The organism is Thermopetrobacter sp. TC1 (genome assembly GCF_000746275.1).
In the GTDB taxonomy this organism is placed as follows: Bacteria; Pseudomonadota; Alphaproteobacteria; order Rhizobiales; family Aestuariivirgaceae; genus Thermopetrobacter.
Genome location: NZ_KN050828.1, coordinates 451778 through 472915 on the forward strand (window position 1 = coordinate 451778; position 21138 = coordinate 472915).

At 58.2% G+C, this 21138-nt stretch carries 15 protein-coding genes and 1 tRNA gene; 10 read left to right on the forward strand and 6 right to left on the reverse strand.

Going from position 1 to position 21138, the window contains the following annotated elements; all coding sequences use genetic code 11:
• Positions 1–23 precede the first annotated feature (23 nt).
• Positions 24–671 carry a c-type cytochrome gene (locus tag EK16_RS11895; protein ID WP_231573618.1) on the forward strand — a complete coding sequence of 216 codons (648 nt, stop codon included), beginning with the start codon at positions 24–26 and terminating at the stop codon, positions 669–671.
• Positions 672–798: 127 nt separating this feature from the next.
• Here the strand turns inward: EK16_RS11895 and EK16_RS11900 are convergent, their stop codons facing one another.
• Entirely contained in the window at positions 799–1851 is a 1053-nt protein-coding gene (locus EK16_RS11900; RefSeq protein ID WP_197059620.1) for a DUF805 domain-containing protein, read from the reverse strand.
• Between the two features lie 346 nt (positions 1852–2197).
• Between EK16_RS11900 and EK16_RS05785 the strand changes: the two genes are divergently transcribed.
• From EK16_RS05785 to EK16_RS05795, 3 genes are all read left to right on the forward strand, one after another.
• Positions 2198–4075: an extracellular solute-binding protein gene (locus tag EK16_RS05785; protein WP_038036044.1), complete on the forward strand. Its 1878-nt coding sequence runs from the start codon at positions 2198–2200 to the stop codon at positions 4073–4075.
• Between the two features lie 49 nt (positions 4076–4124).
• Positions 4125–5039: a hypothetical protein gene (locus EK16_RS05790; RefSeq protein ID WP_156098497.1), complete on the forward strand. Its 915-nt coding sequence runs from the start codon at positions 4125–4127 to the stop codon at positions 5037–5039.
• 305 nt (positions 5040–5344) lie between these two features.
• Positions 5345–7111, forward strand: a complete 1767-nt coding sequence (locus tag EK16_RS05795; protein ID WP_231573619.1) for an extracellular solute-binding protein — start codon at positions 5345–5347, stop codon at positions 7109–7111.
• Positions 7112–7134: 23 nt separating this feature from the next.
• Here the strand turns inward: EK16_RS05795 and EK16_RS12225 are convergent, their stop codons facing one another.
• Positions 7135–8463, reverse strand: coding sequence for a DNA polymerase III subunit alpha (locus EK16_RS12225; RefSeq protein WP_156098498.1), 1329 nt, complete (start codon positions 8461–8463; stop codon positions 7135–7137).
• The gene (locus tag EK16_RS05805; protein WP_038035282.1) at positions 8438–9907 is read right to left on the reverse strand and encodes an MBOAT family O-acyltransferase; all 1470 of its coding nucleotides are present in this window, start codon (positions 9905–9907) and stop codon (positions 8438–8440) included. Before EK16_RS05805 ends, EK16_RS12225 begins: the two co-directional genes overlap by 26 nt.
• 271 nt (positions 9908–10178) lie before the next feature.
• Between EK16_RS05805 and EK16_RS05810 the strand changes: the two genes are divergently transcribed.
• From EK16_RS05810 to EK16_RS05835, 6 genes are all read left to right on the forward strand, one after another.
• Positions 10179–11618 carry a mannose-1-phosphate guanylyltransferase/mannose-6-phosphate isomerase gene (locus tag EK16_RS05810; protein ID WP_081910302.1) on the forward strand — a complete coding sequence of 480 codons (1440 nt, stop codon included), beginning with the start codon at positions 10179–10181 and terminating at the stop codon, positions 11616–11618.
• A gap of 134 nt (positions 11619–11752) precedes the next feature.
• Complete coding sequence (locus tag EK16_RS11485; protein WP_051928987.1) at positions 11753–12259, forward strand: ankyrin repeat domain-containing protein; 507 nt, start codon at positions 11753–11755, stop codon at positions 12257–12259.
• A gap of 238 nt (positions 12260–12497) precedes the next feature.
• Positions 12498–12896, forward strand: a complete 399-nt coding sequence (locus EK16_RS05820) for a TIGR02300 family protein (RefSeq protein ID WP_038035289.1) — start codon at positions 12498–12500, stop codon at positions 12894–12896.
• Positions 12897–13123: 227 nt separating this feature from the next.
• On the forward strand, positions 13124–13543 hold the full coding sequence (mutT, locus tag EK16_RS05825; RefSeq protein WP_038035291.1) for an 8-oxo-dGTP diphosphatase MutT: 420 nt from the start codon (positions 13124–13126) through the stop codon (positions 13541–13543).
• Between the two features lie 57 nt (positions 13544–13600).
• Entirely contained in the window at positions 13601–13810 is a 210-nt protein-coding gene (locus EK16_RS05830) for a hypothetical protein (RefSeq protein WP_156098499.1), read from the forward strand.
• 218 nt (positions 13811–14028) lie between these two features.
• A tRNA-Ser gene (locus tag EK16_RS05835) sits at positions 14029–14118 on the forward strand.
• An 87-nt stretch (positions 14119–14205) separates the two neighbouring features.
• Here the strand turns inward: EK16_RS05835 and EK16_RS05840 are convergent.
• The 3 genes from EK16_RS05840 to EK16_RS05850 form a co-directional block, all read right to left on the reverse strand.
• A complete protein-coding gene (locus EK16_RS05840; RefSeq protein ID WP_051928988.1) occupies positions 14206–17343 on the reverse strand; it encodes an efflux RND transporter permease subunit in 3138 nt (1045 codons plus the stop codon).
• Positions 17340–18785, reverse strand: coding sequence for an efflux RND transporter periplasmic adaptor subunit (locus tag EK16_RS05845; protein ID WP_038035294.1), 1446 nt, complete (start codon positions 18783–18785; stop codon positions 17340–17342). Before EK16_RS05845 ends, EK16_RS05840 begins: the two co-directional genes overlap by 4 nt.
• A 74-nt stretch (positions 18786–18859) precedes the next feature.
• Positions 18860–20935, reverse strand: a complete 2076-nt coding sequence (locus EK16_RS05850) for an ATP-binding protein (protein WP_038035295.1) — start codon at positions 20933–20935, stop codon at positions 18860–18862.
• Positions 20936–21138: the final 203 nt, after the last annotated feature.

The window sequence follows — 21138 nt, forward strand, 5'->3', positions numbered from 1 at the left end:
CCATCAGCTTTCGGGACAAGACCATGAGCATGCGCACCTTGATCAATTTCGCCGTTTCCATCGTGATCACGCTGGTCCTCATCTTCGTCATCAGGGGGCTGGCCAATGTCATCTTCGCCGTCGAAAAACCGGCCAAGCCCGCCATCGCCGTGCCGGTGACGGAAGAGGAGGAGAAGAAGGAAGAGGCCGCAGCACAAGAGCCGGCTAAGGAAGAGGCGCCCGCCGAGCAGAAGACGGCCGCCGCTGAACAGCAGCCCGCTGCACAGCCGGCAGAGCAGCAAGCGGAGCAGCCGGCGCAACCGGCCGAACAGGCACAGCCTGCCGAACAGCAGCAGGCCGCGGCGGCACCGGCCGCTGGCGATCCGGAGGCCGGCAAGAAGGTGTTCAACAAGTGCAAGGCCTGTCACTTCGCTGACAAGAAGAAGAACAAGGTCGGCCCCTATCTGCTCGGTGTTGTCGGTCGCAAGGCCGGCGCGGTTGCCGACTTCAAGTATTCGGCGGCCATGAAGGCCAAGGGCGAGGAAGGCCTGGTGTGGACCGAGGAGAACATCGCCAAGTACCTGAAGGCGCCGAAGAAGTTCGTGCCAGGCAACAAGATGGCCTTCGCCGGCCTGAAGAAGGACAAGGACATCGCCGATGTGATCGCCTATCTGAAGAGCATGAAAGAATGATCATATCGGCGGCGTGAAACAGCCCCGAAGGAAATTCGGGATCCGCAAAAGCAGAACCCGCCGGCGCGAAGGCCGGCGGGTTTTTGCATCTCATTGCCCGTCAAGGGGACTTGGCTCGCCCTTCCGCTCAGTCCTCGCGCAAGGGGTGCATGTCCGCCAACGCTTCTCCGGCGGGTGATGGCGCCATGGCGGCACCGTTATGCCGGGGCGGCAATGAAGCGGCGGGATGTCCGCCCATTTCGGAAGCATTGGCATTGGGCTGCATGCCCCAAGAGGGATTGGCATTGCCGCCCATGTTCTGAGGCGCTGTCACCTGGGTGCTTCCTGGCAGTGCGTTCTGCGGCATGGAGGCAGTGGCGGCAGCCATCTGCGGATGCGGCGCCGCAGAGGCAAATGGCCCACGCCCTGCAGGTTTTTCCATATCGAGGCCAGTGTTTCTGCTCATGCCAAAGCCTGCAGGGTTTGCATGACCGACATGCCCCGGATGGCCCATGGTGTTTTCCATGCGACGCGCGCCGAACGCCGGCCTTATGCCATTCATGCCAGCTCTTTCCTGTTCATGCGGCTGCTGCGGAGGCATGGTCCATGTCTCTTCACGGCGGCTTCCGAATGCTCCATGGACCGGACTTTCAGGGATCATGTCGGGCTGTCCGGCGAATTGCCGCTGATCATTCCAGGGCATGCCGCCGATGCCCTCGCCCATGCCGGCGTCTCTTGCAGCCATCCCGCCCCCTGCAGGCATGTTGCCACCCCAGGGCTGGTTCTGTGGATGCAAGCCATTGTTACGCATCATGCCGTCATAAGGGGTGCCATAATTTTCCCCAGCATCATCGAGGTGATAATGCGCGCGTGATGCAGAAGCAGGAGGACCATATTTGTTTGCCTCTTTCTGCCCCGGGAGTACTCCGATAATAATGGGAACAAGCCAGCCAATGCCCGGCAAGAAAACGAGCAAGCTGAACCAGCCGGTTTGTCCAAGATCGTGAAAACGGCGGATCATTACAGCCCATGAAACAAAGCTGCTGGTCAAAATCAAAAACAACCCAAGCACTGCATGCAACAATTGTTTCTGAAATAGGAGCACTACCCCTAAAACGACGCCAATCGTGGACAAAACGGTGATAAGCCAGTACTCAGCGCGCGGCGCGCGCCCACTGAAACTGAACATGTTTGCCAACATCACTACATCCTCAGCATGGATTGCCCCCATCCCACACTGATTTCATTGATAGGTGTGTTTCGTGAAGGAACCTTTAAATCTGCGCGTGTATCGGGCGCAAATTCGCACAGGCAAAGCAGACCGGCATGTCGCGGAATCGGCAAGCACCTTAAGCCATGAATGCATGCGTTCATTCCACCCGCCCGATTGATCCACGAAGTGATGCGGAAAACCGTTTGGATTGTTCGCAGCGCAGGTGAAGGCCCCATGTGGTCGTTGTCTTTTGATGGGGCATGACTTTCTGTATGCTACCCTTACGAATACCATCCCGGCTGGATGATTGCCGGTTTTCAATGAGGAAACGCTCATGACCGCTTCACGTCGAATGGTGCTGAAGGCGCTGGGGCTTTTTGCCGGCCTGCCCGGACTGCGCGTGTTGGGGGCCATTGCCAAGACAGATAACGCCATGCTCGTTTGGCGGCATGGGTTATCATTGTTCGGTGATCTCAAGTATGGGCCGGATTTCAAGCACTTCGACTATGTCAAGCCGGACGCCCCCAAGGGCGGGCGCGTGCGGCTGTATGCCCTTGGCTCCTTCGATTCCCTCAATCCCTTCACCTTCAAGGGCGAGGCGGCCGGCGCTGTTGGCACCATTTTCGACCGGCTGATCAAACCGGCGCTGGATGAGCCCGCCTCGGAATACGGTCTGATCGCCGAGGCCGTGGCCTATCCGGAGGATCGCTCCTTCGTCGCCTACCGGCTGCGCAAGGAGGCCCGCTTTCATGACGGGCAGCCGATCACGCCGGAGGATGTGATCTGGTCCATGGAGAACCTCAAGAAGGCGCACCCCTTCTATGCCTTCTATTACGGCAATATTGAACGCGTGGAACAGACGGGCGAGCGGGAGGTGCGCTTCGTCTTCTCCATGAAGGGCAACCGCGAACTGCCGCAGATCACCGGGCAGATGCCCGTGTTGCCAAAGCATTGGTGGACGGCCGCCGGCAAGGACGGCAAGCCGCGTGACTTAAGCAGGCCGACGCTGGAAGTGCCCTTGGGATCCGGGGCCTATCGCATCAAGAGCTTCAAGCCCGGCGAGCGCATCGTGCTTGAACGGGTGAAGGATTACTGGGGGCGCGATCTGCCGGTGAATGTAGGCTATGACAATTTTGACGAGATCGAGGTCATCTATTTCCGCGACGACACGGTGGCGCTGGAGGCCTTCAAGGCCGATGAATACGACTGGCGCAACGAAAACAACTCCAAGAACTGGGCCACGGCCTATGACTTTCCGGCTGTTAAGCGCGGGGATGTGATCCTGGAGAAATTCCACCTGAAAAATTCGCAGGGCATGCAGGCCTTCGTGTTCAATCTGCGCCGCAAGAAGTTTCAGGACCGGCGCGTGCGCGAGGCCTTCAATCTCGCCTTCGATTTCGAATGGGCGAACCGCAATCTCTTCTATGGCCAATATACGCGCACCAATTCCTTCTTCTCCAACTCGGAGCTGGCGGCCAAGGGCCTGCCCGGGCATGAGGAGCTGAAGATTCTGGAGAAGGTGAAGGACAAGGTGCCGCCGGAAGTGTTCAGCAAGGAATATCGCAACCCCGTCAATGCCGAGCCGCAGCAGAAGCGGGCAAACCTGCGCCGGGCCTATCGCCTGTTGCAGGAAGCGGGCTGGAAACCGGGAGCGGACGGCGTTTTGCGCAATGCGGCCGGTGAGCCGTTCACGGTGGAATTCCTGCTGGTGTCGCCTGCTTTCGAACGGATCGTGCTGCCCTATGTGCGCACGCTGAAACGCCTTGGCATTCGCGCAAGCGTGCGTACTATCGATTCTGCCCAATACGAGCGACGGGTGAAGAATTTCGATTTCGACATCATCGTCGCCAGCTGGGGGCAGTCCCTAAGCCCGGGTAATGAGCAGCGCAACTATTGGGGGTCGGCGGCAGCGGACCGCCCCGGCTCGCGCAACTATGCCGGGATCAAGGACCCAGCGGTGGACTATCTCATCGAGCGCATCATTTTCGCAAAGAGCCGCAAGGAACTGATTGCGGCAACACGAGCGCTGGACCGGGTGCTGCTGTGGAACTTCTATGTGCTGCCGATGTGGCACATCACCTATGAGCGCACCGCGCGCTGGAACCGTTTCGGCAAGCCGGCGAAAATTCCCGATTATTCCGTCGGTTTTCCCGACATCTGGTGGTGGGACGAGGAGAAGGCCAAGCGCATCACATCACCCCGCGGGCAGTGACAGGCTGCGAGAGGGGGTGCCCGCCGGGACAATGAAGAGGAGAGAAACCATGTCCTGGCACACATGGAATAGAGCCAAGCTTCCTTATCGCAGGGCACTGAAGGCTTCATCGTTTATGGCCCTGGTGCTTTCCGCCCTGTTCATTCTCGCACATCCCGGCTCCGGGCAAGCGGGTGATGAAAAAACCGAGGTGGTCGAGTACGGACCGTTCAAGATCACGATCACCTACAAGGAAGACGATTTCGACTATGCGCCGAGTGTGGCGGTGGCTTTCTCCGGCGCGCCCATTGCCATGGTCAGGCTCGATGGTGCCATCGGCAAGCCGCAGGTGATTACAGCAGAGCTTGATGCGGGCAATGCTTTCCCTGAACTTGTGGTGACGGGCTACAGCGGCGGGGCGCATTGCTGCACCCTCATCAGGGTGATCACGGCCGCATCTGATAAGGGCGGCACTGCCTGGAAGGTTGTGGACTTGGGAGAATTCGACGGCACGGTGGAAGATCCTCAGGACTTTGATGGAGACGGGCAGGCGGAATTTCTGCTCAAGGACGATCGCTTTCTCTACGCTTATGGCTGCTATGCCTGTTCCTATGCACCGCCGCTGATCTTGAGCGTGCGCAATGGCAAGAAGGCGGATCTCACCGGCAATGCCTTGATGCGCCCGCTGCTGGTGAAAGAAGCGCGGCGTCTTGAGAAGATGTTCCGCAAGGCACGGCAACGGCGGGAGAAGATCGAAAACGGCATGCTGGCGGGTTATGTGGCGCTGAAATTACGCATCGGTGAGGGCATTGACGGCTGGAGGCGCATGCTGGCCCTGCATCAGCGGCGGGAACGCTATGACTTCTGTCCGGTTCCGGGCGAAGATCCCTATGGCGACTGTCCGGTGCGCGGCTATAGGCTGTCCTTCCCGTTGCACCTGTCCATATTCCTGCGCGAAACGGGCTATATCCCCGGCAGGAAATGAATCATTCCTGAAAGCGGTCACGGAGGGGAAGGACGCTCGCAATGCACACGCCACGACACAATATGACCATCATTCTCATCACCCCGGCGAAAGCCGGGGGCTTAAGCTGCAAACTTATGCGTTCATGGCCTGAGATGCCGGCTTTCGCCCGCATGACGAAATTGATGTCATGGAGTGTGCGCGGGATGAGCCCATATAAAGACAGGTTGCGGCAGTTCCTTGCAAAGCGAGGCATCAGATGCCCACCATTGCCGACAGTCTCCGGGCTGATCGCGGGCGTTCTTTCCCTCTTTGTGGGGTGCGCGTTGGCAACGGGGGCAGAACGGCATGGCCTTTCCGCCTTTGGCGATCTCAAATATCCCGCTGATTTCAAGCACTTCGACTATGTCAATCCGAAGGCGCCCAAGGGCGGGCGCATCGTTACCGTCGGCACCTCGGGGCTGACCAGCTTCGATTCACTCAACCCTTTCATCCTGAAAGGCGATGCGGCCGACGGGCTGGAGATGCTTTATGATTCCCTCATGGTGCGGGCCCATGACGAGCCGGATGCCGTTTATGGCCTTGTTGCCAAGAGGGCGGACGTTTCTGCCGATGGCCGCACGGTCGTCTTTCGCTTGCGCAAGGCGGCCCGCTTTTCGGACGGCACGCCAGTGCGCGCCGAAGATATCTGCGCCAGCTTCCGCACGCTGAAAGAAAAGGGCCATCCCCGCTATCGTCTGGCACTGAAAGATGTTGCCGCCTGTGAGGCGCCGGATGCACTGACGGTGCGCTATCGTTTTTCCGGCGGTCTTGTGCGCGACTTGCCGCGCACCGTGGCCACCCTGCCGATCTTCAAGGCCGAGGAGCTGAAACAGCGGGATTTCGCCCGCAGCACCTTGAAGCCTTTCATCGGCTCCGGGCCCTATCGGGTGGCCGCTTTCAAGGCGGGCAGTTTCATCACATACGCGCGGCGGCAGGATTATTGGGCGAAGGACCTGCCGGTGAATGTGGGTCGGTGGAATTTCGACGAGATCAAGTTTCTCTATTTCCGCGACCGCACAGCGGAACTGGAGGCCCTGAAGGCCGGCACCCTGGACTTGCGCGAGGAATTCACCTCGCGCGACTGGGCCACGGCCTATGATATTCCGGCGGTGCGCAAGGGGCTTCTGATCAAGGGCGTGCTGCCCGATCAGCGTCCTTCCGGCGCGCAGGGCTTCTTCATCAATCTCAGGCGCCCGCAGTTTGCAGACATCCGCACGCGCAAGGCGCTGCTCTATGCCTATGACTTCGAATGGGCCAACAAGAACCTTTTTTACGGGCTTTATAAACGCACGGAATCGGTCTTTGAAAATTCGCCGCTGAAGGCGAAAGGAAAGCCCAGCCCGGAGGAGAAAGCCCTGCTTATGCCCTGGCGCAAGGTTTTACCCCCGGAAGCATTTGGAGAAGCCGTGCGTCCGCCTGTTTCGGACGGTTCGGGGCAGGATCGGCGGCTGTTACGCATGGCGCACCGTTTGTTGCGGGAAGCGGGCTGGCGGCGCCGGGGCGAATGGCTGGTGGACAAGACGGGCAAGCCGTTCGAGATCGAGTTTCTCATGTATTCACCCGCCTTCGAACGGGTGATCGCTCCTTATGTGCGCAATCTCAGGCTGCTGGGGATCAAGGCGCGCATGCGGCTTGTGGAATCGGCGCAATATCAGCGGCGGCTGAAGGATTTCGATTTCGACATCACCACACAGCGCTATGTGCTGTCGCTGACGCCCGGCGTGGAACTGCGGGCTTTGTTCGGCTCCAGGGCGGCGGATCTACCCGGCAGTTACAACATCGCCGGCATCGCCAATCCGGCGGTTGACGCCCTCATCGAGAAGGTCATCGCCGCAAAAGGCCGCCAGGAGATGATAACGGCGGCACGGGCGCTGGACAGGGCCCTGCGCAGCCTGCATTTCTGGGTGCCGCACTGGTACAAGGCCAGCCATACCGTGGCCTGGTGGGACAAGTTCGGCCGCCCGCCCGTAAAGCCGAAATACGCCCGCGGCATACTTGATACCTGGTGGTTCGATCAGGAGCGCGCCAAACGCCTGGAAGAGATGCGTTGAGTGAAATATGAAAGCAAGGCGGCTTAAGGCGCTTTCTTTCTCAAACGACGAAGCTCTTCGGCATGATCCGTCGTTGCCCCCGTGTAAAACAGCTTGCGCGCCAGTTTCTTTTCCTCTGGCGTAGGCCAGAGGGGTGTGGTGATTTTCTTCTTGCAGCCCAGCTTTAGAAAATCACGTTCTGGTTTGTTAAATAGCTGCGAGAAAATTACTGTCGCATTACCTCTATTTGCAGCAAGTTTAGTCAAAAAGAACATATCCAAATAAGCACGCAACACCGGCTCTTTTTTGGCTAAATCTAGAAGTATTAAAGCACTAACAACATCCCCATGATGCAATCCATCAATAAATTCGCAATCACACAAGCCCAATTTATTTGGATTTAAATAATTATAAACCTTAATCTCACGTTTATTTAAAGCATTTACTGCTTGTTTAATATATTCATAATTATTAGATTTTTTCATTTTTTTATATATCTTTGGCGCCAACGGGGGAATAAATAGAATAAGCTTCACATTCTTTTTCTCAAATTCATTTTTAATATTAATAATAAGATTTATCATTTTATTATCTATTTTACTTCCCCACATAAATTGTTCTTTTCCTTTTATTATCTTTTCAATTGTTTTATTAAAATTTATTTCAGAGAATTTATATGTGGGAAAACTAAACGCACCATACAATTCTGAACCATCTGGGAGAAATCCAGTCTTCCATAATTTGGCAGGAACCCCCAACGGACATGAAGGCAACTTAAACCAATCTTTCACATATGAAAAATATTCCTTATTCTTGAAAGACCTTTTTAAAAGCGACCTTATTTGATATATGTTTTCAGGATCTATTATCTTGACCTTTTTTAACTTGAACCCTTCTCTATTTTTCCACAATATATGATTAGGATTAAACCACCAAAAATCCAAACCAAATAATATTATTTTAGGATAATTATTATTCTTGTCCAGATTTTGTATAAATTTTTTCACCATCCAAGGATACTGAATAGCTCTTCCCATATTGATAAAAGGCCTTTTAAACATAGGCTGAAAATATTCAAGAACTCTTGAAGAGCCTAAAATGGTAATCTCAGGTTTGCTATCAATATTATTTAGTAAGGAAAATTTTAAATCCCCGTCTGTATTTGAAGTAATCAAATTATTATAATAACATAACTTAGTTTTACCATGAGTAATTATAAACTTTGCAGCCTTATCTATAGGTAGCAAATCTCCTGTTTTAGTAAAATATAATCTAGTAAACCAATAAATTGAAGAAATAAATAAAATTATTAATATAATAATTCCTAAAAATATTTTTTTAATTAGCTCAGAATTGAAAGTAAAGAAATTCATTTGACACTCCCGCCTTCCTGACGATTATATACCACAATACGATAAACAGGATCATGTGCCATATATCAGGTTTGAAGCTATTACGTTTTGGGCGCATTTCTTCCACATAACGCATATGATATGGTGATGCCGGCGGAAGAAAGAATGTTACAATGAATGCTATGGCAAAAATCCCCAGAGTAAATTCTATTTTTCGTTTATTAGATGCAAGCAAGCTTTTAATGGTATCAAGATCAACCCAGTACATCTCCGGATTAATCAATGATTTTAATATATTCAAAGCCCCAGAAAAGGTTTCAGCCCTGAAAAACGTCCAGGCCATTGCAACGGCCACAAACGTTATCACCACGGCCAGAACCTTGGGCAAGCCTTTCAACTGCATGCTCTTTCGCACATTCAGCCATGCATGATTGAACAGGAGCATCAGACCATGCAATCCGCCCCAAATGACGAAGTTCCAGCTGGCACCATGCCACAGCCCGCCCAAAAGCATGGTAATCATGATATTCACATAGCGTCGGGCTTCACCTTTTATGTTTCCACCGAGGGGAATGTAGAGATAATCACGCAAGAAGCGCGATAACGTCATATGCCAGCGGCGCCAGAAATCAATGATACTGGTGGCCTTGTAAGGGGAATTGAAGTTGATAGGCAGGCGAATGCCCATCATCAGACCAAGCCCGAGTGCCATATCGGAATATCCTGAAAAATCGAAATACAGCTGAAATGTGTAGGCCAAAACACCTATGGCCGATTCGACAGCGAGAAGAGTTTCTCCAGCATCCGCACGGGCAAAGACATTATTGGCAATAGGCCCGAGGCTATCGGCAATAATAAGCTTCTTGAACAGGCCTATAGTAAACAAACTGCACCCAGCCAGAAAGTAATCTATGTTCAGTTTAAGATTCTTGGCAAACTGGGGCATCATCTCCTTATGATGAACTATGGGCCCCGCTATCAGTTGTGGAAAAAATGTAACAAACAACATGTAATCACCGAACTTATGATTTTCCTTTTTTATCTCTCCCTTCCAGGCATCAACAAGATATGCAATTTGCTGGAAAGTAAAGAAAGATATTCCCAGAGGCAAAATAATGTGCATGAGCGAAAAGTTACTCGAAAATAGAAAATTCAAATTCTCGATGAAGAAATCAAAATATTTATAGTATCCAAGCAAAATGAGATTAAAGCCAACTCCTGCCAGCATCCACTTAAAGCTTGATGGATTTTTCTGGGTCAGAACCAAATATCCAAATATAAAATTAGCCAAAACGGAAAACAAAATCAAAGCAACGTAATTGCTGTTCCACCAGCCATAAAAAAATAGCGAAGCAAAAATCAGTAAATATTTTTGCAAACTTTTACTGGATTTGAAAAATGTGAATAAAAGCAATAACACTATAGGCAAAAATCCAAAAATGAATACTGGAGAGCTAAATAACATTTTTTACTCCACACACCAACGACATATAACCTTTTTAAAGCTATAGTAGTGCCTCGAAGCCTCTCCACGCACCATACTTGTGATTGTTGCGCCATTCTTTTTAGTTGAATACAAAAAGAAAGCAAGAGAAACCTCTTTTACACCAGCTCCTTTCGGGTTGCGCCTTTCATTGCCGCGTCAACCATTCCGTAAAAAATTCCCGCATAGGGCGTGAAAGATATGGATTTTCTCCGCTTGACATGTTAGCTGTCGGGCGGGGAGTGAGCACATCATGCGGGAAGTCTGGCCTGTCATATTGGCCGGCGGAGTGGGCGAGAGGCTCTGGCCGGTATCGCGGCGTCTGTATCCCAAGCCGTTCATACCTTTGCGAGGGCGGCTCTCCCCCTTCCGTCAGGCCTGTCGACGTCTGCGCGGGCATATCATGCGCCCGCCCATGGTTCTGGCCTCCAACAGCGCCGATCATATCGTTCGCGAAGACTTGCGTGCCGAAGGGCTGCTCGGGCGCGCGCGCCTGATTCTTGAGCCCAATCCCCTTGGCACGGCCGTGGCCGCTGCCTCCGCCGCACTTATCGCCATCGAAACCCGCCCCGACATCCCATTGCTGCTCATGCCTGCCGACCAGCACATGGACAGGCCGGAAGCCTTCATGTCCGCCGTGCAACAGGCGCTCCCGTCCGTGCAGGACAAGCAGATCGTGCTCTTTGGCATCCAGCCACAGGAACCGGAGACACAGTTCGGTTATATCGAACTGGCCGAGATACCGGACGGATCTGCCGCCAAGGTCATTCGGTTCGTCGAGAAGCCAGACCGAAAAACGGCCGCTGAATTGATCAAATCCGGTAAGGCATTGTGGAATGCGGGCATTGTTCTTTCCCGCGCTGATGTGCTTTTGCAGGCCTTCCGCATCCATGCACCGCAGCTTCTTGCCATCGCCCGCCATGGGCTGGCGCTGGCGCGGCGAGACGGCATCGGCATCCGTCTGGCGCCTGTGTATGTGCATGGCTTCAAACCCGTGTCTCTTGATCGTGCCATTCTGGAAAAGGCCCGTGATCTTCGTTGCATGGCCGTGGATTGCGGATGGCATGACCTTGGTAGCTGGAGCACCTTGCGCAAGGCGGAGCGCAGCAATGCCCAAGGCAACGTCTTGCATGGCGATGTCGAGGTTCATGGCGTGTTCGACAGCATCGTCTGGAACCATGGCGGCCCGCTGCTGGCTGTCGCCGGACTTCAGAACATCGTTGCAGTGTCCACGCCTGATGCCGTGCTGCTCAGCCATGGCGAGCGGCCGGAAGATGTCGCACTGCTCGCCCGCAAGCTCGCTGCCCAGCGCCGGGCGCAGGCCTTTCGTCCCGCCCACGTCAGCCGTCCATGGGGAATGGAAACGATCCTGGGCGAAGGCCTCGGCTTCATCATAAAGCAACTGGTCATCCGCCCCGGCGCCTCCCTTTCCCTGCAGACCCATCGCTTCCGGTCCGAAACCTGGATGATCGCTCAGGGAAAGGTGCGCGCCACGATCGGCGATGATGTGCTGACTCTCCTGCCCGGACATACGGCGCATATCCCCAAGCAGGTCCGCCATCGCCTGGAAAACCCGACATCCCATACCGCCATCGTCATTGAGCTTCAGCTTGGGGATCGCCTGGAGGATAACGACATCATCCGCCATGAAGACGTCTATGGGCGGGCCAGCCCCATGCTGGAGGACCTCTGAGCCGCTTACCATCCATTGCAGTCTTCTCCCGGGCTTGAGGCCCGCCTCCGCGCCATGAAAGACTCACTGGTCTGCCTCTTCGGGACATGCTAGAGGAACAGGCTCAATCCATGGCAGGGAGCGCAACGGCGATCATGGCTAAACAGCATCGATTTTACGTCATCGCCCCGGATGGACGCGTCATCGTCGGGCTTGACATCCCGGGTGCGGCGGAAGCGGCGGCGATTGATCATGGCGAGGGCACCTTCGTGGTCGATACGCTCGCCAAGAACTATCAGCCGATGCTGCAAGTGGTCATGGACGGGGAAGTGGTGATTGCCGGCGTTTCCGGCTGGGATACCGGCAAGCCGGACATGCTCGACCGGGATCTGATCGAGGCGGTCAAGCGCGGCAAGCTGCCCATCGTTATTGCCTTTCTGGAGAAGGGCGCCTCCGTCAATGCCCGGGACCGTCAGGGCGGAACGGCCCTGCACTGGGCGGTGGGCGGCGGCCATCCGGAGATTGTCTCTCTGCTGCTGGAACGCGGCGCGGACGCGGCCGCAAAGGATTCCCATGGCTTGACACCGCTCGATGTGGCCCGCCGGCGCAAGCGCGAGGACATTGCCGCCATTCTGGAAAAGGCGCTGTCTGGCACATCCTGATCCTGCCTTGCGGTCCGCAGGAGCAATCGGCTTTGGCCTTGCCGCAGGGCTTTTGTGTACGCCGGTGATCTTCTCAAATCGGCAATGCCATTTTTGCTTTTGACATGCGGCAAGGCCCGTGGCATGGGGAGGCCATCCGGCGATTTGGTCTTGACGCACCCTCTCTCGCCCACAAGCGGCTCTGGCCATGGGCGGGACGTGCACAGCGAAGGAACAGCGCATCAGGGGAGCCTGAACCGTGGTCGACAAAAGCCTTGGCACCAAGCGCACATGCCCGAATTGCGAGGCGCGCTTCTATGATCTGAACAAGGACCCGATCGAGTGTCCGAAGTGCCATCACACCTTCACCGTGGAACCCATCTTGCCCTCCAAGCAGGATCATGAAGCCAAGCCGGAAGAGGCCCCGGCGCCGGAGCCGGCCGAAGAGGTGGCCGAGGACGTGGTGGCCGAGGCTGTCGAGCTGGCGGCCGAAGACGTGGACGAGGTGGAATCGGTTGCGGATGTCGATGTGGACCTCGAGGAGGTGGACGTGGACGTCACCGTCGATCCCGACGAAAACGCCTTCCTCGAGGAGGACGATGCTCCGGTGGAGGACATCATTCCCACCACCATCGAGAAGGACGACGAAGAAAGCTGACTTTCGCCTCATCCCATCTCGCACATGACATCACCCGGACCGGCGGTAGCCCAAAAGCCTTGCGCCGGTCTTTTCATGTCCGCTTTCTGGTGATCCCGTTGACGGGGAAAGCTTCGATTAACCCTGCCAGCAATCGTTCCTGTCGCCGAAAAATGCCGTTAACCGGCATGGCGCATGCTGATTTTCGGGTATCGGGGGAAGGAGGCTTCTGGTGAGGGATCGTGCACATGCCGGCTGGTGATGATCGCCCCTTGGTGCTCGTTGTGGCCTGCGCCCTTGTGGATGCTGACGGGCGTGTTCTTCTCGCCCGTCGCCCCGAAGGCAAGGACATGGCGGGGCTTTGGGAATTTCCCGGCGGCAAGGTGCACCCCGGCGAAAGCCCGGAAGAGGCCCTGATCCGCGAGCTTGAGGAAGAGCTAGGCATCGTGGTGAAACCCGCCTGTCTGGCACCGCTGACCTTCGCCAGCCATGCTTATGCGCGCTTCCATCTCCTGATGCCGCTTTACATCTGCCGCAAATGGCAGGGGTTCGCGCAGGCGCGTGAGGGACAGACGCTGAAATGGGTGAAGCCGCAAGCCTTGCGCGACTATCCCATGCCGCCGGCGGATGAACCGCTGATCGCGCACATTCAGGACGCTCTTTTGTGAGAGCGCAGGGCGATGAGCAAGGGTAAAGAAGAGAGACAAAGAGGGGCGAGGTGGACAATGGCCAGTCGATTTGACAATTCCGGCGTTCCCGAGCTGAACGCCATCAAGGTTGCGGGCATGCGCACTACGAAGGTTTGTGGGGAGCCTGGCGACGATGCACGCAAGATGCCGCGGGAGCTCGTTCTGGCTCTCCTGATCATGCTGACGGCCGCCGTGATTCTGGCGGGGCACATCCGCGATCTTGCGCAGGCTTCGGGGTTGTTCTGAGCGATTGCACCATGGGCGCCGATTGTTCCCTGTGGAAGGAGCAAAGGGCCGTTGATCCGTTTCACGGCCAAAGGCGCAGCTGATGGTGAAATCCGCCGCATGAGCCGATACATTCCGCTTGAACGCCGCGGCCGATTCCGCTATTGGCAAGCCTGCCCCTCAAAGCTTGCCTACCGGACCTTTCTGCGGCAGAGGCAATTGGGGCAGCAAACAGGCATGGAGAGGTGGCCGAGCGGTCGAAGGCGCACGCCTGGAACGCGTGTAGGCGGGCAACCGCCTCGAGGGTTCGAATCCCTCCCTCTCCGCCATTCCTCTTGTCTTTCCGGACAAAACATTTGCACCTGACTGCAACCTCTCACGCGCGATCAGAATTCGCATGGCCTTGGATGCATCCTTCATGATCTGAGGGTGCGGGCGTGTGGGAGGAGGCTTCCGAGCACGAAGCGGCCGGCTTTTCTCAGATCCTCAAGAATGCCCAATGTTGCCGGCACCAGCAGCAGGACGATGATCGTGCTGCCTGCCAGGCCGAAAACGATGGTGATGGCCATGGGCAGGAGGAACTGGGCCTGAAGCGAGCGCTCGAACATCAGCGGCAAGAGGCCGCCAACGGTGGTGAGTGAGGTCAGCAGCACCGCCCGGAACCTGTCTGCCGCTGCCCGGATCGTGGCCGTGCGCGCATCCTCGCCATGCTGGCGCCGCTCGCTGGCGCGGGCCACGAGAATGATGGAATCGTTGACGATGATGCCAGACAACCCCAAAAGCCCGATGAGGCTCAAGATGGTCAGGGCATAGCCCATCAGCCAGTGACCAAAGATGGCGCCGGTGACCCCGAAGGGGATCACCGACATGATGACGAAAGGCTGCGTATAGCTGCCGAAAATCCAGGCGAGAATGATGTAGATGAGCGCCAGCGCCACGAAAGTGCCCACGCGCAGATCGGCAAGGTTCTTGCGCTGCTCTTCCGCCCCGCCGGCGATATTAGCGGTGATGCCATGGCTGGAAAGAATCTTGTCCAGCCCGCCGGCATGCAGGGCCTTCGTCACCTGGGCGATGGAGGTCGCTTCCGTGTCGAGATCGGCCATCACACTCATGGTCGCGCGCCCGTCCCGCCGATAGATGACGGAAAAGCCCGGCACTTCCTTTAATGTGGCAATATCCGACAGCGGCAGCCACGTGCCCTTTGGCGAACGCACGTAGATTTCACGCAACGCCGCCAGGGAAGAGACCGGATCCGCCCGCCGCACACGCAGGCTCACTTCTTCCAGATTGCGGGCAAAGGTGCGCGCCTTCACGCCCCGCAAGGCAGCACGCACCTGCTTGGCCACCGCGCTCTCGGTAAAGCCAAGGGCGCGGCCGCGCGGCGTGATCACGATGCGCACATCCGCCCGCCCCCACGGCAGATCATCCGAAACACTCTGCACACCCGGAATGCGTTTCAAGAGCGCGGCCACCTCCGCCGCCGCCGCCTTTAAAACATAAGGATCCTCGCTCTTCAGTTCGATCTCGAGATCACTGGGGGCAGAAGCGGCATGCCGCCGCCCGAAGGTGATGCGCTCCACCCCCGGAATGGCGGGAAGCGCCCTGCGCCAGGCCCGCAGAATGTCGCGGGTGCGCACCGTGCGTTCTTCCGAGGATGTGAGCTGCACATCGAGCTGTGCCAGATGATCGCCGCGGGAATAGCCCATCTTGCCCACGCGGGCGAAGGTGACGACCACGAGCTTCTCGCCCTTCCCCAGCTCCTTTTCCACGCGGCGCAGCGCCCGTTCTACCCGTTCCACGGCCTTTAGCGTCTGTGCCTCGGGCGTGCCGGCGGCCATGATGATTTTCGCCTGAATGAACTCAGCCTCAGGCGCGGGGAAGAAATTGAAGCGTATGCGCCCGGAAGCGGCAAGACCCACGGAAATTGCCAGCAACAGCACCATCATCGCCCAGGTGGCATAGCGCCAGTCATAGGCGAGGCTGACCAGACGGATGAAGGGTCCGTCGCGAAAAGCGGCGAAGAGGGCATCAAACCGGCGCCTAAAGCGCGAGGGCGGACCGGCATGACGCAAAGCGTGCCTAAGATGCGCCGGCAGGATCAGGAAGCATTCGATCAATGACGCAATGAGCACGGAAATGACCACCAGCGGCAGGGCGATGATGATGCTGCCGATGCGCCCGGAGAAGAAGAACAGGGGCAGGAAGGCGGCCATGGTGGTCAGCGAGGCGGCAATCACCGGCCCCAGCATGCGCAGGGCGCCCTGTTCGGCGGCCAGGGCCGGCGGCAGGCCGCGTTCACGCAGGCTGGCGGTGTGCTCGCCCACGACGATGGCATCGTCCACGATGATGCCCAGGGTGAGAATGAGGGCGAAGAGCGAGACCATGTTGATGGTCTGCCCGCTGAAATACATCACCGACATCGCCGCCATCAGCGAGACCGGAATGCCCGCCGCCACCCAGAAGGCAATGCGCCCGTTAAGAAACAGGAACAGCACGATGAGAACAATGACAAGCCCCTGAATGCCATTGACCAGCAAAAGCCCGATGCGCCCCTTCACGTAACGCGCGCGCAGATCGAAAACCTTCAGTTGCACATCGGGCGGCAGCGTGGTGCGCACCTTCTCAAGAGTGCGCTCCATGAGCGCGGCCACTTCCAGCGTATCGGCCGTGGGCGTGCGCCAGACCACCAGCTGAATTGCCGGCCGCCCCTGGGCATAGCCTCTTTCCTGATCGGGATCGAAGCCGGTGACCACCCGCCCCACATCGGAAATGCGCGTGCGCGCCCCGTCCGGCGCCTCCTTCAGCACGATGCGCCCGATCCCTTCCGGCGTGCGCGGGCGCGAGGCACCATGCACCGTGCGGTCCTGCCCGCCGGTGATGGCCCCCGCCGGGACGTCCACGGTCTCGCGCCGCACGATGTCGGCCACTTGCGAGACGGTTATGTCGAGATCGATCAGGCGCCTTTCCGGCAACGTCACCACCAGCTCCGGCGTGCGCGCCCCGGCGAAGGTCACCCGCTCGATACCGGCATCGAGCAGGGCATCGCGGATGCGCCGGGCATGATCGCGCAGGGTGGCCTCGGAATAGGGGCCGGTGATCAGAACCTTGCCCACGATCTCATAGCGGATCACCCGCTTCACTTCCGGCTCGTCCGCATCTTCCGGCAGGGTGGTCACCGTATCCACGGCGCGCTTCACATCGTCCAGCGCCTGGCGCATGTCCGTGCCTTCGCGAAAACGCAGCGAGATATAGGCATAGCCCTCGCGCGCCACGCCGTAGAAATCCTCAAGGCCGGAAATGTTGCGCAAGGCCGGCTCCAGATTGCGGATGACGGTGCGCTCCATGTCGGCCGGGGTTGCGCCCGCCCAGGTCACGGATACGGAAATGCGCGGGATGTCGATGTCCGGGAAGAACTGGGTGTTGATGCGCTGCAGGGATAAAGCGCCGGCGATCAGCAGCATGATCATGAGCAGGTTGGCGGCCGTGGCATGCCGGGCGAAGAACCGCACCAGCGCCGCCAGCGGGGAGAGCCGGTCCTCGGACGAAGGAGTCATGGCCGCCTTTCGGCCAGGGCCGCATCAGCGGCCGCGGCCGCCTCCTTCCTGTGCGTGGCGGCTGGAGAGGAAAGAGCGGCCTGTTTTTCATTCAGGATCCGCACCTTGCGGCCTTCCACCGGCTCGGCGATGCGGCTGATGATCACGCGCATGCCCTCCTTCAGCCCCGTGACCGCCACCTGATTTCCCACATATCCGACAATGCGCACCGGCATGGCATGCATGCGCCCGTCCGCACGCACAATGAACACCTTTGCCGCGTCATGTACCGCCGCCTCCGGCAGCAGGGCGATTTTATCCTTCAGTGGCCCCTGCATGCGGGCGGCAATGAAGGCGCCATCCGGCAGCCAGCGGGCCTTCTCAGCATCCTTCAGGCGCACATGCAGCGTCACACTGCCTTTGCCGCTGGCAACAGCGGGCGTGACGCGCACGACATGTCCGCTCATCGTGACGGGCCCGTCCACCGTATCCCAGATCACGGACACGGCTCGGCCGACGATCTTTTCTCCCACTGCCTTCAGGGCCCCGTAGCGCCGCTCGGAAAGCGACAGCGTCACTTCCCGCCCCTTCTCATCCACCAGCGTGATCAGGCGGTCGCTGGGCGAGACATGCTGGCCCACGTCCACCTGCGCCTCCGTGATCACCCCGGAGAAGGGCGCGCGCAACACCGTATCGCCCACATTGCGCTGCGCGCGCTGGCGGGCCCATTCCAGACGCGAGATCGTCGCTTCCGTCTTGCGCATCTGAGCCATCAGCCCCTTCACGTTGGCCTCGCGCTGGGCCACGGCCAGCTCCTTTGCGGCCAGGGTGGTGCGGCGTTTGTCCACTTCCGCCTGCGCCACCACGCCCCGCTTGAACAGGCGCGCGGCCCGATCGTATTCGCGGCGGGCAATGGCCAGCTGCTCGCGGGCGTTGGCAAGCGCCGTTTTCTCAAGCGCCAGCTTCGCGTTCAGTTCCTCCCTGAGTGCCCGGGTTTCCGCAAGCTGTGCCTCGGTCTCCTTCAGCGTGGCGCGATAGGGCAGATCATCCACGCGCACGAGCAGCTGCCCCTTTTTTACCGCCAGACCGCCCTTCAGATCCGGGGCCGTCTCCACTACCTGTCCGGAGACCCCCATGCGCAGGCTCACCTTTCGCGGCGCCTGTGCGGTTCCGTAAAGCACCCATTCCGGCCGGACGCTGGTCAGCTGCACAGGGGCGATGCGCACCGGCTCGCTCTTTTCCGGTGCTGGACGCGGCGCATGATGCGGCGCGGTGGCCATCATCCACTTCCAGGCAAGAACGGCCGCCGCCAGCAGCAGCACCGCCATGAGCGCACGCACAAGAAACCATCCCGCCCCCCGGGGCGAGGGGGGCAGGGCATGGCCTTCGGCCAGCGCGGCGTGCACGTCCTTGTTCTCAGCAGCGGCGCCGCGCAGTTCATCATCTGCCGGCATGCGGTTCATGTTCCGATTCCTACACCCAAACGGGCTTCGGAAAAATGAAAATCATTTCAGAACCGTTCCTGTCGGTAACCGCATCACGAAACCGCCTGCCGGTCCTCGGCCTGCATCATGGGCTCACGAGATGCCTGCGGCACGGAATTGCACAGAAGATCATGCAGGACATCCTGAAGATCCTGCACATCGAAGGGTTTCTTCAGAAAGGCATCCATACCCGCCGCAAGGCAACGCTCCCGTTCGCTGTCACTGCTGGCAGCGGTCAGCGCAATCACAGGCGTGCGCGGCCGGCCCGAGCGCGCTTCCAGCCGGCGCAGGCGCTGCGTGGCTTCAAGACCGTCCAGAACCGGCATGTTCACATCCATCAACACCAGCGTCGGCCATATTTCTCCGTTCTTTTCCACTGATTCCAGGGCGGAAAGCAGCGCCTGACCGTTCTCAAAGGCTTTCACGGCAAATCCCGCCCGCTCAAGCAGGGTGCGCGCCAGCATGGCGTTCACGGGCTCATCCTCGGCCAGATAGGCCACGGGGTGATCATCGGTGCAAATGGCTGCATTCTCATGGCGGGTTTCTTCCGAATACGATGCAGGCGTTGTCACTTGCGTGCTCTCTTCAGCCCCCTCCGGCTGGGAAGAAGCCGCTTCGGGCGCATCTTCTCCGGAAGAATCCTCACTTGAAACGGCAGCCTCCTTTTTTACCTCCGTGTCTTCGCTGTCCCGGGATGGAAACAGCGGCCGCATGGCGTTGCCCAGCTGCGCAATGAAGGTGCGGCGCCTGAGCGGTGTGAGCAGAAAGCCGCCCAGCCGCGGATCGTGCATCAGGGCCTCATGCTCGCCCCTGTCTTCCGGGCGCAGCATCAGCCACATACGGGCCGCATCCGCGCGCCCTTCCGCCAGGGCCTGATGCAGAACATGGGCATGCGCGGCATCGACGATCAGGCAGGCGTCCTCTTCAAGCGGCGGCAGCGCGAGGGGACCCTGCGAATCAAGGGAAGCATCGATTAGCGAAACCTTCGCGCCATAGGCCGTGGCCAGCGCCGTCAGTGCCTCCCGCCGCGGCAGAGGCGGCATCAGCAGGTGGATATGCACCCCCTCAAGCCAGACATGTGGCTTGGGCCGCAGGGCATTTTCGGAACTCTTCGCCGCTTCCGCCTCTTCTTCACATGCGGCGGGCAGCGGCAGTTCGAAGGTGAACGTGCTGCCCTTGCCGGGTGTGCTTTTTGCCGAGATCGAACCACCCATACGCTCCACCAGCCGGCGGCAGATGGCCAGCCCCAGCCCGGTGCCGCCGCGTCCGTGCGCGTTTCTGCCCTGCACGAAGGGGGCGAAGATCCGGTCGAGATCCTCCGGCATCATGCCGATGCCGGTATCCCGCACCATGAACTGCACGCGATCCTTCTGCCCGGTCGCCGCCTGAACCCGCACGAACACACCGCCGACATCGGTGAAGCGGATGGCATTGCCGATGAGATTGAACAGCACTTGCCGGATGCGCCCGGCCTCGCCGATCAGTGTTTCCGGCAGCTCCGGATCCACATAGCAGGCAAGATCGATGCCGCGAGCATGAGCGCGCGGGCTCATCACCTCGCAGACTTCCTCCACCAGACGATCCACGGCAAAGGGCGCAGGGGCTGTCTTTTCCTCGTCCGCCTCAGGGCGCGCCACGTCCAGAATCTCGTCGATGATGGACAACAGGGCGCGGCCGGAGGCCTCGATGGTGGCCGCATAGTTCTGCTGTTCCGGCGTCAGCTCCGTGGTGCGCAACAAGCCGGCCATGCCGATGACGCCGTTCATGGGCGTGCGCAGCTCGTGTGTGATCGCAGCGAGAAGATGAAGGCGGCCTTCCGCTTCCGCTTCCGCGCGGTCGCGCGCTTTTTTCAGCGCATCAAGCGCCTTTTTCAGTTCCGCCATTTGCCGCCGCTGCATGCGCCAGCCGAGAAAGGCCGAGATCAAGGCATAACCGATGAGAAGGGCGGCAGTGGCCAGCTGCAAAAAGTGCGGCACGGCCTGTTCCTGACCCCCGGCGAGATAGACCAGCAGAAAGGCCAGCAGCGCGGACAGGAGCATGCCCGTAACCGAGGCCCCGAACAGCCGGTTCAGGCGGGAATTGGGACGATCCAGCGAATGGGTAGTGGCCTTCTTGGCGTCCTGGCTCATGATTGCATCCCTTGCCATCTTCCTCCCCCGGCCCGGATGGACCGCATGTGTCACATGTTCTGTGCCTGCCCCCGTAGGCGAGGGGTTAACGCAGCAATCCCCGAAGGCCATTTTCGTGCAGAGAGGTTGGAAAGCGATTGCGGCAAAGGAAACAATTCTATTCAAATGCCGCTCATTCGCCGGATTTTCACCGGAATTCCGAT